The sequence below is a fragment of the Herbaspirillum rubrisubalbicans genome (genome assembly GCF_003719195.1).
Taxonomy (GTDB): Bacteria; Pseudomonadota; Gammaproteobacteria; order Burkholderiales; family Burkholderiaceae_D; genus Herbaspirillum; species Herbaspirillum rubrisubalbicans.
Map to the genome: position 1 here is coordinate 4,695,232 of NZ_CP024996.1, position 14,866 is coordinate 4,710,097.

At 62.4% G+C, this 14,866-nt stretch carries 15 protein-coding genes; 8 read left to right on the plus strand and 7 right to left on the minus strand.

The features are described from left to right. Window positions 1–75: 75 nt before the first annotated feature. A complete protein-coding gene (gene mdeB / locus RC54_RS20860; protein ID WP_061789997.1) occupies window positions 76–2,757 on the minus strand; it encodes an alpha-ketoglutarate dehydrogenase in 2,682 nt (893 codons plus the stop codon). Window positions 2,758–3,076: 319 nt separating this feature from the next. Between mdeB and RC54_RS20865 the strand changes: the two genes are divergently transcribed. Beyond that, the gene (locus RC54_RS20865) at window positions 3,077–3,556 is read left to right on the plus strand and encodes an Lrp/AsnC family transcriptional regulator (RefSeq protein ID WP_013235910.1); all 480 of its coding nucleotides are present in this window, start codon (window positions 3,077–3,079) and stop codon (window positions 3,554–3,556) included. A gap of 12 nt (window positions 3,557–3,568) precedes the next feature. Here the strand turns inward: RC54_RS20865 and RC54_RS20870 are convergent, their stop codons facing one another. Beyond that, complete coding sequence (locus RC54_RS20870) at window positions 3,569–4,027, minus strand: response regulator (protein WP_017452560.1); 459 nt, start codon at window positions 4,025–4,027, stop codon at window positions 3,569–3,571. Between the two features lie 132 nt (window positions 4,028–4,159). Then, window positions 4,160–5,026 (minus strand): AraC family transcriptional regulator, encoded by an 867-nt coding sequence (locus RC54_RS20875; RefSeq protein ID WP_061789996.1) that lies wholly within the window; start codon window positions 5,024–5,026, stop codon window positions 4,160–4,162. Window positions 5,027–5,174: 148 nt separating this feature from the next. On the opposite strand from RC54_RS20875, the gene RC54_RS20880 reads away from it, so the two are divergent. Then, on the plus strand, window positions 5,175–6,035 hold the full coding sequence (locus RC54_RS20880; protein ID WP_244216392.1) for a CPBP family intramembrane glutamic endopeptidase: 861 nt from the start codon (window positions 5,175–5,177) through the stop codon (window positions 6,033–6,035). Between the two features lie 88 nt (window positions 6,036–6,123). Here the strand turns inward: RC54_RS20880 and RC54_RS20885 are convergent, their stop codons facing one another. Beyond that, a complete protein-coding gene (locus RC54_RS20885) occupies window positions 6,124–7,290 on the minus strand; it encodes a 4-hydroxybenzoate 3-monooxygenase (RefSeq protein ID WP_061789995.1) in 1,167 nt (388 codons plus the stop codon). A gap of 220 nt (window positions 7,291–7,510) precedes the next feature. Between RC54_RS20885 and RC54_RS20890 the strand changes: the two genes are divergently transcribed. Next, window positions 7,511–8,422, plus strand: a complete 912-nt coding sequence (locus RC54_RS20890) for a helix-turn-helix domain-containing protein (protein ID WP_061789994.1) — start codon at window positions 7,511–7,513, stop codon at window positions 8,420–8,422. A 9-nt stretch (window positions 8,423–8,431) separates the two neighbouring features. On the opposite strand, the gene RC54_RS20895 is transcribed toward RC54_RS20890, so the two are convergent. Continuing rightward, window positions 8,432–9,244 (minus strand): IclR family transcriptional regulator domain-containing protein, encoded by an 813-nt coding sequence (locus RC54_RS20895; protein ID WP_058896758.1) that lies wholly within the window; start codon window positions 9,242–9,244, stop codon window positions 8,432–8,434. A gap of 254 nt (window positions 9,245–9,498) precedes the next feature. On the opposite strand from RC54_RS20895, the gene pcaH reads away from it, so the two are divergent. The 4 genes from pcaH (at window position 9,499) to pcaCD (ending at window position 13,501) form a co-directional block, all read left to right on the plus strand. After that, the gene (gene pcaH / locus RC54_RS20900) at window positions 9,499–10,191 is read left to right on the plus strand and encodes a protocatechuate 3,4-dioxygenase subunit beta (RefSeq protein WP_058896759.1); all 693 of its coding nucleotides are present in this window, start codon (window positions 9,499–9,501) and stop codon (window positions 10,189–10,191) included. Between the two features lie 17 nt (window positions 10,192–10,208). Beyond that, window positions 10,209–10,721, plus strand: a complete 513-nt coding sequence (locus tag RC54_RS20905; RefSeq protein WP_058896760.1) for a peptidase associated/transthyretin-like domain-containing protein — start codon at window positions 10,209–10,211, stop codon at window positions 10,719–10,721. Between the two features lie 100 nt (window positions 10,722–10,821). Then, window positions 10,822–12,189 (plus strand): 3-carboxy-cis,cis-muconate cycloisomerase, encoded by a 1,368-nt coding sequence (pcaB, locus tag RC54_RS20910; RefSeq protein WP_061789993.1) that lies wholly within the window; start codon window positions 10,822–10,824, stop codon window positions 12,187–12,189. A gap of 49 nt (window positions 12,190–12,238) precedes the next feature. Beyond that, the gene (gene pcaCD, locus RC54_RS20915; protein ID WP_061789992.1) at window positions 12,239–13,501 is read left to right on the plus strand and encodes a bifunctional 4-carboxymuconolactone decarboxylase/3-oxoadipate enol-lactonase PcaCD; all 1,263 of its coding nucleotides are present in this window, start codon (window positions 12,239–12,241) and stop codon (window positions 13,499–13,501) included. Window positions 13,502–13,551: 50 nt separating this feature from the next. On the opposite strand, the gene RC54_RS20920 is transcribed toward pcaCD, so the two are convergent. Next, entirely contained in the window at window positions 13,552–13,881 is a 330-nt protein-coding gene (locus RC54_RS20920; protein WP_058896763.1) for a type II toxin-antitoxin system YafQ family toxin, read from the minus strand. Continuing rightward, window positions 13,853–14,134 carry a type II toxin-antitoxin system RelB/DinJ family antitoxin gene (locus tag RC54_RS20925; protein ID WP_058897655.1) on the minus strand — a complete coding sequence of 94 codons (282 nt, stop codon included), beginning with the start codon at window positions 14,132–14,134 and terminating at the stop codon, window positions 13,853–13,855. Before RC54_RS20925 ends, RC54_RS20920 begins: the two co-directional genes overlap by 29 nt. Before the next feature lie 96 nt (window positions 14,135–14,230). On the opposite strand from RC54_RS20925, the gene RC54_RS20930 reads away from it, so the two are divergent. After that, window positions 14,231–14,848, plus strand: a complete 618-nt coding sequence (locus RC54_RS20930) for an HD domain-containing protein (protein WP_061789991.1) — start codon at window positions 14,231–14,233, stop codon at window positions 14,846–14,848. Window positions 14,849–14,866: the final 18 nt, after the last annotated feature.

Here is a 14,866-nt window from a genome sequence, read left to right on the forward strand (position 1 = left end):
AAACACGGAACAATGCCAGATGAGAGATTTTCAATCGGACCATCCGGCATTCATGCATGACTTGCGTGCAGAGCACTACACCGTACTGGACAGCGGCTTGCCCGTATCGATATCGAGCACACGCGCCGCCTCCTCCAGGCGCGCACGATCATTGCCCCAGACCTGGCACAAGGCCGTGTAGGCAATCCAGCGTGCATCGATCTCGAAGAAGTCACGCAGGTTCACGCGTGTATCGCTGCGCCCGAACCCATCGGTTCCCAGCGTCACGTAATCGGCCGGCACGAAGGCGCGAATGCTCTCCGGCAAGCTGCGGATATAGTCGGAGACCGCAATGACCGGCGCTGCACTGCCCTGCAACTGCTGCGTCACATACGGCAGCGTCGCGCTGCCCGTCAGGCGCTGCGCACGTTGCGCCGCCACGCCATCGCGCGCCAGTTCGGTATAGCTGGTCACGCTCCAGACCTCGGCCGGGATCTGCCAATGCTGCTGCAACAGAGCCGCCGCCGCCGCCGCTTCCTTGAGGATGGGGCCTGAGCCCAGCAGGCGCACGGCGGTACCGGGCTTGGAGTCCAGGCAATACAGGCCGCGCAGAATGCCCTGCTGCACGCCAGGCGGCAGACTGGGCTGGGCCTCGTTCTCGTTGGTGACGGTGATGTAGTAGAAGACGTCATCACCACGCTCCATCATGCGGCGCATCCCTTCATCGAGGATCACCGCTAGTTCATACGCATAGGCCGGATCATATGAGACGCAATTGGGAATCGAGGCCGCCGTCACCAGGCTGTTGCCATCCTGGTGCTGCAAACCCTCGCCGCCCAGGGTGGTGCGGCCCGAAGTCGCGCCGATCAAAAAACCCCGCGCACGCTGGTCGGCGGCGGCCCAGATCAGGTCGCCGATGCGCTGGAAGCCGAACATCGAGTAGTAGATGTAGAACGGCAGCATCGGCGTGCCATGCACCGAGTAGGCCGTGGCCGCAGCGGTCCAGGAGGAAATCGCACCGGCCTCGGTGATGCCCTCTTCCAGGATCTGGCCATCCTTGGCTTCGCGGTAGTAGAGGATGGAGCCGATATCCTCCGGCTCGTACAACTGCCCCTGCGACGAATAGATGCCGACCTGGCGGAACAGGTTGGCCATGCCGAAGGTACGCGCCTCATCGGCCACGATGGGCACCACGTAGCGGCCGAACTCCGGGTCCTTCAACAGGTTGCCGAGCTGGCGTACCAACGCCATGGTGGAGGACATTTCCTTACCATCAGCCTGCAACGCAAACTGGCTGTGCGCTTCCAGCGGCGGCACCGCACGCCTGGCATCGCCACCCTGCCGGCGCGGCATATAACCGCCCAGTGCCGCACGGCGCGCGTGCAGGTGCTTCATCTCGGCGCTGTCGGCGGCCGGCTTATAGAAGGCCAGCGCGCGGCATTGTTCATCCGACAGCGGCAGCTTGAAGCGATCGCGGAATTGCAGCAGGCTTTCTTCATCGAGCTTCTTTTGCTGGTGCGTGGTCATCTTGCCTTCACCGGCCGCGCCCATGCCATAACCCTTCTTGGTCTGCGCCAGGATCACCGTGGGCTGGCCACGATGCTGGGCGGCGGCCTGGTAGGCCGAGAAGATCTTCTTCATGTCGTGGCCGCCGCGACGCAGGCGGTTGATTTCTTCGTCGGTCAAGGTGGCGCCGATGGCGCGCGTGCCCGGTGTCTGGCCGAAGAAATGCTGGCGGTTGAAGGCGCCATCGTTGGCCGCGAAAGTCTGCAATTGTCCATCCACCGTGCGGTTGAGGGCATCGACCAGCTCGCCATCCTGGTCGCGCGCGAACAGGCCATCCCAGTCCGAACCCCACAACAACTTGATGACGTTCCAGCCGGCCCCGGCAAAGAGCGTTTCCAGCTCATCGACAATGTGACCATTGCCGCGCACCGGACCGTCCAGGCGCTGCAAGTTACAGTTGACCACGAAGATCAGGTTGTCCAGCTTCTCGCGCGAAGCCAGCGAGAGCGCTGCCAGCGATTCAGGCTCATCCATCTCGCCATCGCCGAACACGCCCCACACCTTGCGTCCCTGATCCTGCAACAGGCCGCGATGTTCCATGTAGCGCAGGAAACGGGCCTGGTAGATGGCATTGATGGGACCGATGCCCATGGAGCCGGTCGGGAATTGCCAGAAATGCGGCATCAGCCACGGATGAGGATAGGACGACAGCCCTTGTCGCCCGACGCGCTTGGCCTCGATCTCGCGGCGGTAATAGGCCAGGTCGTCTTCGCTCAATGCACCTTCCAGGAAGGCGCGGGCATAGATACCGGGCGCCGAATGCGGCTGGAAGTAGACGACGTCGCCAGCGAACTTGTCATCGCGGGCGCGGAAGAAATGGTTGAAGCCGACCTCGAACAGGTCCGCCGCCGAGGCATAGCTGGCGATGTGCCCACCCAGCTCGCCATAGGCGCGGTTGGCGCGCACCACCATGGCCAAGGCATTCCAACGCATGATGCTGGCGATGCGCTCTTCGATGGCCTGGGCATCCGAGCCGCCCGGAAAGGGTGGCTCCTGGGCCGGACGGATGGTGTTCAGGTAAGGCGTATTGCGCGCATCGCGCCAGTTCACGCCCCACTGCTGGGCCGCCGCCGACAGGCGCGAGAGCAGGAAGCGCGCACGTTCCGGGCCGGCCTCGGCCAGCACACTTTGCAGCGCTTGCAGCCATTCCTGGGTTTCCTGGGCGTCGATATCGATGTCGCGGGGAATATCGCTTTGACTGGGGCGGGACATGTCCACTTCCTGATCTCCTGTTGATACGCCTATGCGCACGTCGGGGCCGGCGCCCTGCGGCACGGCATGAAATCTGCTGGTGCAGCAATCGCTGCTATGCAAAGAGACAAAAAGCCGGTAAAACACAGGCCGCACCATCGGTCTCCCCGCGCCCGACGCCTTTTCGGTCTGGTGTTGATTGAGGGCTTGCTGGCGGATGGAACTACCCGACTACGATACGCCGGAAGGGCCGGCATGAGTCACTTAAGATAAGAAGTTGCCGTACAATATTCAGCATCCAGTGCTGCAAAACTGAAACCGACAGAATTTAATTTCGATAATGGAACTAGATACCACCGATTTGCGCATCCTGAACATCCTTCAGGAGAACAGTTCGATCAGCAATCTGGAGCTGGCCAGCCGCATCAACCTGTCCCCCTCGCCGACCTTGGCGCGGGTGAAGCGTCTGGAATCGGAAGGCATCATCTCGCGCTATGTGGCGCTGGCCGATCCGCACCTGCTGGGCCTGAAGGTGAACGTTTTCGTCAAGGTGATCCTGGAGCGCCAGGGCGCCGAAGCATTGGCCCAGTTCGAAACTGCTGTGAGCGCCTTCGATGAAGTCATGGAAGTGTACCTGATGACCGGCGATGAAGATTACCTGCTGCGCATCGTGGTGCCGGACCTGCTGACGCTGGAACACTTCATCGTCGATCACCTGACCAAGATCCCCGGCATCAAGAACATCCGCTCCAGCTTTGCGTTAAAGCAGATCAAGTACAAGACCGCCCTGCCCACACCCAAGATCAAGACCCGGCGCTAACGAAGCAACGGGCTAACGGGCGGCCTCGCGCACCACGCCTTCCGGCAAGGGTGCTGCGGCCTGCGCCACGTCACACCAGCGCTCCACGATCTCTACCACGCAGCGCGCATAGTGTTCACCATCGATCGGCTTGGGCAGATATTGGCTGGCGCCGGCGGCCAGGGCTTCGCGTTCGCCCTCCAGATCGTGGGAAGGAAAGACCACCACCGGCGCATCGGCCAGATGCTTGCTGGCGCGCAACTCCCGCAATAGCTCGAGGCCATCGCCACAGTCCATCTCGGACTCCAGCAGGATCAGGCTGGGTGGCTCAACATCGCCGCTGCGCCGGCCCTGCAACAGGCAGCGGCGCGCCGTGGCCATGTCCGGGCAAGCGCGAAAGACGCAATGCAGACCCGCCCGCCACAAGGCGAACCGGGCCAGCTCGGCAGCTTCCTGGCTGGGGTCGATCATGACGATGCTGGGGAAATTCATGCTTGGGGGAAATCCTTGGACACGGCTTAATCAACGACATACTTGCAGTACACGTTGTACAGCAGGGCCAGTCTGGATCACATCGGGAAATTCCTGACTGGCCCTGCCAGCCGCCTCCAAGACTGGCGCACATTACTTCAACGGCAGATAGATATCGGTAAGCAACTCCCCAGGTGGCGTATCGGGCAGCAGGTTGAGGTAATGGAAGTACAGCGGGAAATCACGCAATTCCTCCCCGCTCTGCGGCAACCATTGGCGATACAACGGATAGATGCTATCGCCCAGTCGTTCATGCGCGCCGGCATGGCGCACGCGTGCGCAGCGCCCGCCCGGTATCGACTGCTCCATCACACCTTGCGGATTGTCCGGGAGCGCACCCTCCAGCTCGCCGCAGATATCGAAGCGGAATTGTTCCGGCGGCGTGGTATCTGGATTGTCCCAGGCCAAACCGAAGGTGCGGCAACGCTCCATGGGCGACAGGCCCGATGACTTGCGCCAGGCGATGAACTGCGCCACCGTGGCATTGAGCTGGTTGACCGGACCGCGATGGGCCAGCAGGGCGATGCGGATGGGTTCTACGTTGATGATCTCGACTTGCACGTCCACTTTCCTTTCAGGGATGCGGAATACGTAACGCTCGTTCCAAGACGGCCAGTCGGGAGCACGCCGGAACTGCGAAGGCGACTGACCGAAGGCGCTCCCGAAGGCGCGCGTAAAGGATTCCGGATTTTCAAAACCGGCGTCGAGGGCGATGTCGATGATCCGCCGCTGTGCCTGGAAGGCCAGTTGCAGACTGGCCTGTTTCAAACGCATCAGCAGGATGTAGCGCGCCACCCCGACGCCGACGAAATCGGCGAATTGCCGCTGGAAATGGAACCGCGAAAAATGCGCCACCGCCGCCAGTTGCTCGACATCGAGCGGTGTATGGAGATGGGTCTCGATATGGTCGAGCACTCTCTCGAAACGGGCGATATAGGCTTTTTTACGGATGTCACTCATCTTGTCCTCGGTTCACGGGACGTACTGTGCAAGAAATGGCGGCGCAAATCCTGACCGAAATTGCGCATCATCGTCACGCTGGTCACCGCCATGCCCGTCATGTTAAAACACCGGCTTTGCCGCTCTTTCCTCTTTTTTCCGCCACGCCATGTCTTCCACCTATCTGCTGATGCTGGCCATCTGCGCCGTCTGGCTGCCACCCCTGGCGCTGTCGCGCAGGCTGCACCTTGCCCTCTGGTTGCCGCTGCTGGTGCTGGCAGTGGTGACCGGCGTGGTCGATGGCCGCATCCAGGCCATGGGCGTCATCGGTTTGCTGGGATTGGGGGTGGCGGCATGGGGCGCCGCGCGAGCGAGCGTGAGCTGGCAAAGGCGCTGCCTGTTGATCCTGGCGCTACTGATGAGCCTGCTGCTGGCTCTGCATCGCTGGCCCGGCTTCATCAATGTGCAAGTGCTGCCACGCCAGGCCATCACGCCCGATGCCTTGCCTTTCCTGCTCTATGCCAACTTCGACAAAGGTGCGGCCGGGCTGTTGCTGCTGGCCTTGCTGGCGCCGCGCTGCCAGCGGCTACGGGAATGGTCAACGACGCTGCGGCTCACGCTGCTGCCGGGCTTCGTCACCATTGCCACGGTGATGCTGCTGGGCTGGCTCATCGGTATGGTGCGGCCTGAATGGAAATGGCCACCGTTCGCCGGCATCTTCCTGGCAATCAACCTGCTGTTGACGGTGGTGGCGGAAGAAGCCTTCTTCCGTGGTCTGATCCAATATCGGATGCAGGCCGCGTTACAGCATCTGCGCGCGGGAGACCTGCTGGCCGTGCTGGTGTCGGCCCTGCTGTTCGGTGCTGCCCATCTGGGTGGCGGCCTCGGCTATGCCGCGCTGGCTACCGTGGCCGGGCTCGGCTATGCCTGGGTCTTTCGTCGTAGCGCTCGCATCGAGTCCGCCATCGCCCTGCACTTCACGCTCAATGCCGTGCATTTCATCGGCTTCACCTATCCCGCGCTGGCCTGAAGCGCGGCGAGAGGGGCCTACCAATGACAACGCCCGCTGACGCGGGCGTGTTGCTCCAACCGGTATGTATCGAACAGTCCTGGCCGGATCAGAATGCTCCCACGTAGTTTTCGGCCAGCGCCGTGGACAGCGCGCGCGAATTGACCACGTTTTCCAGTTCGGCACGCTGGATCTGCTGCTGGAAGGGCGAGGCATCCTCGAAGGTGTGCAACATGCTGGTCATCCACCAGGAGAAATACTCTGCGCGCCAGATACGCTTCAAGGCTTGCTCGGTGTAGGACGCCAGGCCTTGCTCGTTGGAAGTACGATAGAAATCCTCGATGCCCTGGGCCAGGCGCTTGACGTCACCCACCGCCAGGTTCAAGCCCTTGGCGCCGGTCGGCGGCACGATGTGGGCGGCGTCGCCGGCCAGGAACAGGCGGCCATGCTGCATGGGGGTGGAGACAAAGCTGCGCATCCCGATGATGCCCTTCTGGAAAATCTTGCCTTCCTTCAAGCGCCAGCCATCGCCGTTTTCCAGGCGGGTATGGAATTCATTCCAGATACGGTCATCGCTCCAGTTGTCCACGCTGTCCTTGGGGTCGCACTGGAAATACAGGCGCTGCACCGTGGGCGAACGCGTGCTGACCAGAACGAAGCCGCGCTCATGCTGGGCATAGATCAGTTCGTCCGAAGACGGCGGGGCTTCCACCAGCACGCCGAACCAGCCGAAGGGATAGATGCGCTGGTAATCCTGGCGGCGACTTTCGGGAATAGCCGGGCGCGATACGCCATGGAAGCCATCGCAACCGGCGATGAAATCGGCCTCCAGCGTATGCTGCTCGCCCTCGTGCATAAAGCGCACGCGCGGCTTGTCGGTCTCGATGCCTTCGATGGTGGTGCCGCTGACGCCAAAGAGCAACTGGCCCTGTGCCGCCAGGCGCGCTGCCACCAAATCCTTGATCACTTCATGCTGGGCGTAGACGGTGATGGCCTGGCCGGTCAGCTCGGTCAAGTCGATGCGGTGACGGCGGCCACCGAAGGCCAGTTCGATGCCATGGTGCAGCGCGCCTTCGCGCTTCATCCGTTCGCCCACACCGGTTTCGGTGAGGATATCCATGGTGCCTTGTTCAAGCACGCCGGCCCGGATGGTGGATTCGATTTCTTCGCAGCTGCGGGTTTCCAGCACGACCGATTCGATGCCCTTGAGATGCAGCAGGTGGGACAGCAACAAACCGGCCGGGCCGGCGCCGATGATGGCGACTTGGGTACGCATGGTGGAGGTCTCCGTGGTAAAGGTCAACCGCCGATCCCATGTCCAGGCAGAGCTGCATGAGCGCAGGAAAGGCGAAATTTGAACTGCTTTTATTCTTCGTATGGCTGGCATCTTAGTGGGCCGCAGACGAATAAAAAATGGATGATTCCGCCAAATACTTGTACTATTTTTACAGAGCACAACAACAGTACAACCGCCCCGCGCACAGGATGGAGACCCTATGCCCCTGCCCCGCAGCAAACCCCGGACCAGCGACGTCCCGCAGTTTTCCTTGTACGGCGAGGCTTCCCGGCCGGATGATGCCGAATCGGTGCACATCGAACTGATCGAGACGCGCAGCCGCGTACACGACTGGCATATTGCACCGCACACACACGCTGGACTGTTTCAGGTACTTTTTTTAATGTCTGGGCACGTCAGCGCCTTGATGGAAGATGAGGTATGGGAATACGACGGACCGGTGGTCATCACCATCCATCCCTCGGTAGTGCATGGTTTCGATTTCTCGGAACAAGCCGTGGGCTTCGTGCTCACCATCGATCCGCACATGGTGTTTTCCGCGGCCGGCGGCGATGGTCGTGGCGAATTGTTTGCGCCCTTGTTCCTGCGCCCGATGGCCATCGAGCTCTCGCGCGTACCGGACTTGCGCGAACGCATGGAAACCCTGCTGCGCCTGCTCATTGCCGAATCCGCTGCACCCCGTACCGGGCACACACTGATGCTGGAATGGCTGGCGCGCAGCGTGATGCTGCTGCTGGTGCGGCTGGAAGCCGATCATCGCTCGGCCGAACTGAGCGGACGCGGCGACTTCGAATTGTTCAGTCGCTTTCGCGCGCTGGTGGAACAGCATTTCAAGCAACAATGGCAGGTCGCGGTCTATGCCGAGAAGCTGCACATCACCCCCAGTCGCCTCAACCGCCTGTGCCTGAAACTGGCCGGCCACTCGGCCTTCGACCTGGCGCAGCAGCGGCTGATCCTGGAGGCCTGCCGCAAGCTGACCTATGTGCCCTCGGGGGTTTCGACCATCGCCTATGAGCTGGGCTTCCAGGATCCGGCCTACTTCAGCCGGCTCTTCAAGCGCCACATGGGCTTGACGCCCAAGGAGTACCGCCGCACCCATGTGGAAGAATAATTCACCTTCCTACAACAAGGCCCCCAGCTCCACCTGGATCTTCAGCATGGCCGGCAGGCAGCGCTCCACCATGTCTTCCAGCTTCATACGGGCGGCATGGACGCTGATATTCATGGCCGCCACCACCTCGCCACGGAAATTGCGCACCGGCACGGCCATGGTGCGCAAGCCCAGCTCCAGCTCCTGATCCACCAGCGCATAGCCTTGCACCCGGGCGCGCGCGATCTCCAGCGCCAGGCGTTCGACGTCGGTGATGGTATGGGCCGTGATGGCCTCCGGCTGGGCCCGGGCCAGGAGGGTGTCCAGCTCGGCCGGCGCCAGGTTGGCCAGCAGGATGCGGCCATTGGCGGTGCAGTAGGCCGGCACGCGGGTGCCGGGCTGCAAGGTGGTCGAGACCAGTTGTCCGGCGCTCACTGCGGCCACGCACACCAGTTGGTCATGATCGAGCACGCCGCAGGAGGCAGCCTCCCCCAGCGAATACGCCAACCGGTACAGCAAGGGCTGGACGATGCGCGGCAGGCGCGCCGAATGCAGGTAGGACTGCCCCAGCCGCAACACCATGGGGGTGAGCGAAAAGGTCTTGTTGTCGTGCCGCATGTAGCCCAGGTGGGTCAACGTGATCAGGTAGCGGCGCGCCGCCGCACGGGTCAGCCCGGTCAGTTGCGCCACCTCGGCGATGGTCAGGCGCGAGCGCTCCTGATCGAAGGCTTCGATAACCTGCAAGCCCTTTTCCAGGCCGGCCACCAGGTCGCGCTTGAGCGGGCCGTCATCGATCTGGACCGCCTCTGTCTCTGCCTCTGCTTCGATTCGCTCTTGCCTCATGCGTCCCCGCCCTGTGGATAAAACAACGTTCATGCCGTGCCAATGGATAGCAGGTACAGAAAATCGGCCATTTGTGCGATTTTCGCACAAAGCGGGCGAATGGCGAATATGCTGCGCTGCGTTGATCTTGAGGACCAGGGAAGGCTTGCCTACTATCTCTCCACACCCAAGCACGGCGCGCAAATCGCACATTCCGGCAGGCCAGGAATCCGAGCACGACGCCGCAACCACCACCGTCGATCTGAGGAGACCTCATGCAATTCGATGCCATCGAACCCGGTGTCTATCCGGAACTGATCTATCCCCCTTACAAGTCCACCGTCAAGCGTGGCCCCACCCAGGCGCCGCTGCGCGTGCGCGATGAGACCGCCACCGGCAGCAACCTGTTCGCCTCGCCCAAGCTGATCCTGCCGCACGACATGGACCTGACCAAGCAGGGCAAGGGCGAGCCGCTGGGCGAAAAGATCGTGGTCACCGGTCGCGTGCTGGACGAAGATGGCAAGCCGGTGCGCAATTCCCTGCTGGAAGTCTGGCAATGCAATGCCGCCGGTCGCTACTTCCACAAGAAGGACCAGCACGACGCCCCGCTGGACCCCAACTTCACCGGCTTTGGCAAGATGCTCACCGATGACGACGGCCGCTACCGCTTCGTCTCCATCAAGCCCGGCCCGTATCCCTGGGGCAACCACCACAAGGCCTGGCGTCCGGCGCACATCCACTTCTCGCTGTTCGGCAACGTCTATGCACAGCGCCTGGTGACCCAGATGTACTTCCCCAACGACCCGCTGTTCGCCTACGACCCGATCTTCCAGAGCATCCCCGACGAAGCCGCCCGCCAGCGCCTGATCTCGCGTTTCTCGCTGGAAGAAACGGTGGACGACAAGATGCTGGGCTATGAATTCGATATCGTCCTGCGCGGCCGCAACGCCACGCCCATGGGCATCTGAACAAGGCAGGAGAGCACATGAGCAACATCACCACTTCGCAAACCATCGGCCCCTTCCCGCACGAAGCCTGGGCCTGGGCGGTAGAACTGACTGCCCGCGTGGACAGCAGCGCACCGCAGGTCAAGATCAGCGGCGCCATCCTCGACGGCGACGGCGTACCCATCAACGATGCCTGGGCCGAAGCCTGGCTGCCTGGCAGTGCTGGTGCAGAAACTTCACATGCCATCCCTGGATATCGCCGCGTACCCACCGATGAGGAAGGAAAATTCACATTTTCGATTTCCCAGCCTCAGCCGCCCGCCGGCAAGCCGGTGGCCTACGTGACGGTGTTTGCCCGCGGCCTGGTCAAGCACCAGTTCAGCGCCGTGTTCCTGGAAGACGATCCGGCCCTGGCGCAATCGGCCCTGCTGGAACAAGTCCCGGCCGACCGCCGCGACACCCTGATCGCCCGCAAGCAACCTGACGGCAGCTACCTGTGGAACATCCACATGCAAGGTGCGCGCGAGACGGTATTCTTCGACTACATCTGAACGCCTGTTACGGCGTAATGATCCTGGGGATCCACAGGCTTTGGCCTGTCGGATCCCGCTTGCATTGGATCACGCCGGCTGGGCAAGCACTGGAGACTTCATGAGCGTTTCGATCTTCGACAGCTTCCTCACCACCTCCGAGATGATCGCGGTCTTCGACGACCAGGCGGTGGTGCAGGCAATGCTGCGCTTCGAACAGGTCCTGGCCGAAGCCGAAGCGGCCGAAGGCATCATCCCCGAAGCTGCGGCACGCGCTATTGCCAGCGTCTGCCGCGCCCCGCTCTACGACATCAATGCGCTGATCGTGGCCGGGCGCCGCGCCGGTGCCCTGGCCATCCCGCTGGTCAAGGAATTGCAGCGCACCGTGGCCCTCTACAGCGAACAGGCCGCCACCCACGTGCATTGGGGCAGCACCAGCCAGGATGTGCTGGACACGGCCATGGTGCTGGTTACGCGCGACGCCTTGCGACTGGTGGATGATGAACTGGCGCAACTGTCGGGCCGACTGCTGGAACTGGCGCAATCCCATCTCGCCACCCCGGTACTGGCGCGCACCCTGATGCAGCCGGCGCAGGTCACCAGCCTGGGCCTGAAGTTCTGCAACTGGGCCGCGCCGCTGCTGCGCGCACGGGCGCAATTGCAGGCGCTGGCCGAACGCGCCCTGCAATTGCAGCTCGGGGGTGCGGTGGGCACCCTGTCCGTGCTGGGCGAGAAAGGCCCGGCCGTGGCCGCGCGCATGGCCGCCGCACTGGAATTGAAGACCCCGGAAGCGGCCTGGCACACCCAGCGCGATGAATGGATCCGCTTGGGAACCGAGATGGCAGTGTTGGCCGGCAGCCTGGGCAAGATCGCCACCGACCTTTCGCTGATGGCGCAAGGCGAGATCGCTGAACTGGCCGAGCCTTCCGGCAATGGCCGAGGAGGTTCCTCAGCCATGCCGCACAAGCGCAACCCGGTCTCTTCCATGATCGCCCTGGCTGCCGCCGCGCGCGCCCCGCAACAGGCCGCCACCCTGCTGGCGACGATGTCGCAGCAGCACGAACGTGGCCTGGGCAACTGGCAAGCCGAACTGGCCGAATGGCCGGCCCTGTTCCTGGGCGTGCATGGCGCGCTGCGGGCGCTCAACGATGCCTTTGCCGGGCTGGTCATCGATGCGGCGCGCATGTTGCGCAACATCGATGCCCTGCAGGGATTGGTGTTTGCCGAATCCGCCTCCATTGCCCTGGCCGGCGTGATCGGCCGCCCGCGCGCCCATGCCCTGCTGGAACAACTGACCCGCAAGACCGTGGCCGCAGGCACGCAACTAGTTGATATGCTGGTGCAAGCGGTGCAGGCCGATGCGCAGCTCGGCCGCGAACTTGACCTCGACATGCTGCGCGCCTTGTTCGATCCGGTCGAGGCAACCCTGCCGGCGCGGCGCATTGCCGAACGCCAGCTCGACACCTGGCGTTCGGTGCTGGCACAGTAGATTGCCCTGGATAAACCACAACTACATCAACGAACAGAGAGAGAACCCCATGAGCTACGATCCGCTGGACCATGATTTCGAACGTGGAATGCGCAACCGCCGCAGTGTGCTGGGCGACCAATGGGTGGACCGGTCGGTGGCCAATGCCACCAACTTCAACGCCGACTTCCAGAACCTGATCACCCGTTTCGCCTGGCACGAGATCTGGGGTCGCCCCGGCCTGGAACACAAGACCCGCCGCATCATCGTGCTGGCCATCACCATCGCCCTGGGGCGCTGGGAAGAATTCGAACTGCATGTGCGCGCCGCCTTGACCGGGGACGCCGCCACCCGGTTGACGCCGGATGAACTGAAGGAAGTGATGATCCAGGCCGCCGTCTATGCCGGCGTACCGGCCGGCAATACGGCCTTCACCCATGCCCAGAAGATCCTGCGCGAAGTAGGCGAGCAGATCGGTTACGTGGTGGCGCCCCAGGCACCCACCGACAGCGTGCATCCCGGCGTGGGGCGGGAAGGGCGTACCGCGTCTTCACCGGCGCTGCATTACACGCTGCGCGAGCCGCGCAATGGCAAGGCGCCGCGTCATACGGTGGTGCTGTCGCACGCCCTGGGCACGGACCTGATGATGTGGGATGGCCTGGCCAACCTGCTGGCGGCCGATTGCCGGGTGATCACCTATGACCATCGCGGGCATGGCAGTTCTGAGAAAGTCGATGGTCTCTACAGCATGGCCGATCTGGCCGACGATGCAGCGCGCCTGTTGCGTGAGCTCGATAGCGGGCCGGTGGTGTGGGTGGGCTTGTCGATGGGCGGCATGGTGGGGCAGGAGCTGGCGTTGCGGCATCCGGCGCTGGTGCGCGCGCTGGTGTTGGCCAATACCACTTCAGGCTATCCACAGGCAGCGCGTGAAGCCTGGCAGCAGCGCATCGCGACGGTGCGCGCCGAAGGTATCGAGGCGATTGCCGATGCGGTGATGGGGCGCTATTTCCATGAGGACTTCCGAGCGGCGCAAGCGGCGACGGTGGCGCGTTATCGTCATCGTCTGGTCGCTACCGATGCGGTGGGGTATGTGGGTTGCTGTCATGCGGTGGGCACCGTGGATACGGCTGCACGACTGGGGGAGATCAAGCTGCCGGCGCTGGTGATTGCGGGGGAGCTGGATCAGGGCACGCCGGTTTCCATGGCGCAGGTGTTGGTAGAGGGGATCGCCGGGGCACGGCTGGAGGTGATTGCCGGAGCTTCGCATATCAGTGCGGTGGAGCAGCCGGGGGCGTTTGCTGAGTTGGTTTGCGGGTTTATTGAGGGGCTTTGAAGACATACCGGCGTTGCCGTTCAGTTGAAGGCCGAAGCGCGGATGCGGACTCACGAGAATAGCTCGGAGTGAGTCCCACTGCGCACGAAAACGACCAGGCCACTCTTGCCCGAGTCTTCCAGCGTGTAGATCAGCAGAAAATCGCCGCCGATGTGGCACTCACGATGCCCTGCCCAATCACCCGTAAGCGAGTGATCGAGCCATTCAGGCGGCAGCGGCCCGTCGTTGGCGATCAGCAACGTCATGGCCTCTTTCAGCCGGTTCATGTCGTAGCGACCGGAGTGAGACAGGCGCTGCCAGTCTTTGAGGAAAACCTTGGTGTAATCCGACGCGCGGGGTAGGTTCGCCCGCTTACTTGCGGCTGGCTTCTTCGAGGTCATCGAGCAGAGCGTCAGTGGTTGCGAAGCGGGCGCGACGATTCTTGATCATCTCGTTGGCCTCGGCGATGGCGACGCGGCTACTGGCGTTCGGTGCTTTAAGCGCGAACGGCAGTTCCTTGTCAGCGACGACACGGGTCAGAAACACCCGGATCGCATCGGAGACGGTCAGGCCCATAGCGGCCAGCGTTTCCGCAGCCTGTGCCTTGACGTTCTCGTCCACACGAACGTGAATCATAGTGGTGTTAGCAGCCATGACGAACTCCCTTTGAGACTGATTGAGATACAATGTATCGCAATCGGTCGGTTTGCGCAAGGCTGACCTTTTATTCGACCGGATGAGTAAGCCACCATGCCCCTGACACACGAACAATGGCAATCGACCTGGCGCACGCTGGGCCTTCCCTGCCCGGATGCGCAATGGTTTGATGCGATCATCGAGCATTACAGCCAACCCCATCGCCACTACCACACACTTCAGCATCTCGAAGAATGCTTCGGGAAATGGGAAGAGCTGCGTGCGGAATCACACCATCCCGGAGAAGTTGAATTAGCGCTGTGGTTTCATGACCTCATCTACGATGTCCGGCGCCATGACAATGAAGAACGCAGTGCAGCGCAGGCAACCACCTGCCTGCAAGAAGCGGGCGCAACGGAAGAAACGGCGCGACGCGTACATGCGCTGATCATGGCCACGCGGCAGCACGATGCAAAGGCGGACGTGGATGCCACCATCCTGGTGGATGTAGATCTTTCCATCCTCGCAGCGCCGGCGGCGCGCTTTCAGGAATACGAGCGGCAGATTCGCGCCGAATATCAATACGTCCCGCTGCCGCTCTTTAAGCAGGAACGTAAAAAGATACTGCAAGCTTTCCTGCATCGCCCAAGGATTTTCAATACGGACAGGTTCTTTCAACGTTACGAACAAGCGGCGCGCGAGAATATCGAACAGGCCTTGCAAGGAGAGTGATTTCTCCAGTGCCGAGCC

What these genes read in the sequence shown, in the direction of transcription:
- RC54_RS20930 (WP_061789991.1), top strand. Translation starts at nt 14,231, where the DNA reads ATGCCCCTGACACACGAACAATGGCAATCGACCTGGCGCACGCTGGGC.
- pcaCD (WP_061789992.1), top strand. Translation starts at nt 12,239, where the DNA reads ATGAGCTACGATCCGCTGGACCATGATTTCGAACGTGGAATGCGCAAC.
- RC54_RS20870 (WP_017452560.1), bottom strand. Translation starts at nt 4,027, where the DNA reads ATGAATTTCCCCAGCATCGTCATGATCGACCCCAGCCAGGAAGCTGCC.
- pcaB (WP_061789993.1), top strand. Translation starts at nt 10,822, where the DNA reads ATGAGCGTTTCGATCTTCGACAGCTTCCTCACCACCTCCGAGATGATC.
- RC54_RS20865 (WP_013235910.1), top strand. Translation starts at nt 3,077, where the DNA reads ATGGAACTAGATACCACCGATTTGCGCATCCTGAACATCCTTCAGGAG.
- RC54_RS20875 (WP_061789996.1), bottom strand. Translation starts at nt 5,026, where the DNA reads ATGAGTGACATCCGTAAAAAAGCCTATATCGCCCGTTTCGAGAGAGTG.
- RC54_RS20925 (WP_058897655.1), bottom strand. Translation starts at nt 14,134, where the DNA reads ATGGCTGCTAACACCACTATGATTCACGTTCGTGTGGACGAGAACGTC.
- RC54_RS20905 (WP_058896760.1), top strand. Translation starts at nt 10,209, where the DNA reads ATGAGCAACATCACCACTTCGCAAACCATCGGCCCCTTCCCGCACGAA.
- mdeB (WP_061789997.1), bottom strand. Translation starts at nt 2,757, where the DNA reads ATGTCCCGCCCCAGTCAAAGCGATATTCCCCGCGACATCGATATCGAC.
- pcaH (WP_058896759.1), top strand. Translation starts at nt 9,499, where the DNA reads ATGCAATTCGATGCCATCGAACCCGGTGTCTATCCGGAACTGATCTAT.
- RC54_RS20895 (WP_058896758.1), bottom strand. Translation starts at nt 9,244, where the DNA reads ATGAGGCAAGAGCGAATCGAAGCAGAGGCAGAGACAGAGGCGGTCCAG.
- RC54_RS20885 (WP_061789995.1), bottom strand. Translation starts at nt 7,290, where the DNA reads ATGCGTACCCAAGTCGCCATCATCGGCGCCGGCCCGGCCGGTTTGTTG.
- RC54_RS20920 (WP_058896763.1), bottom strand. Translation starts at nt 13,881, where the DNA reads ATGACCTCGAAGAAGCCAGCCGCAAGTAAGCGGGCGAACCTACCCCGC.
- RC54_RS20880 (WP_244216392.1), top strand. Translation starts at nt 5,175, where the DNA reads ATGTCTTCCACCTATCTGCTGATGCTGGCCATCTGCGCCGTCTGGCTG.
- RC54_RS20890 (WP_061789994.1), top strand. Translation starts at nt 7,511, where the DNA reads ATGCCCCTGCCCCGCAGCAAACCCCGGACCAGCGACGTCCCGCAGTTT.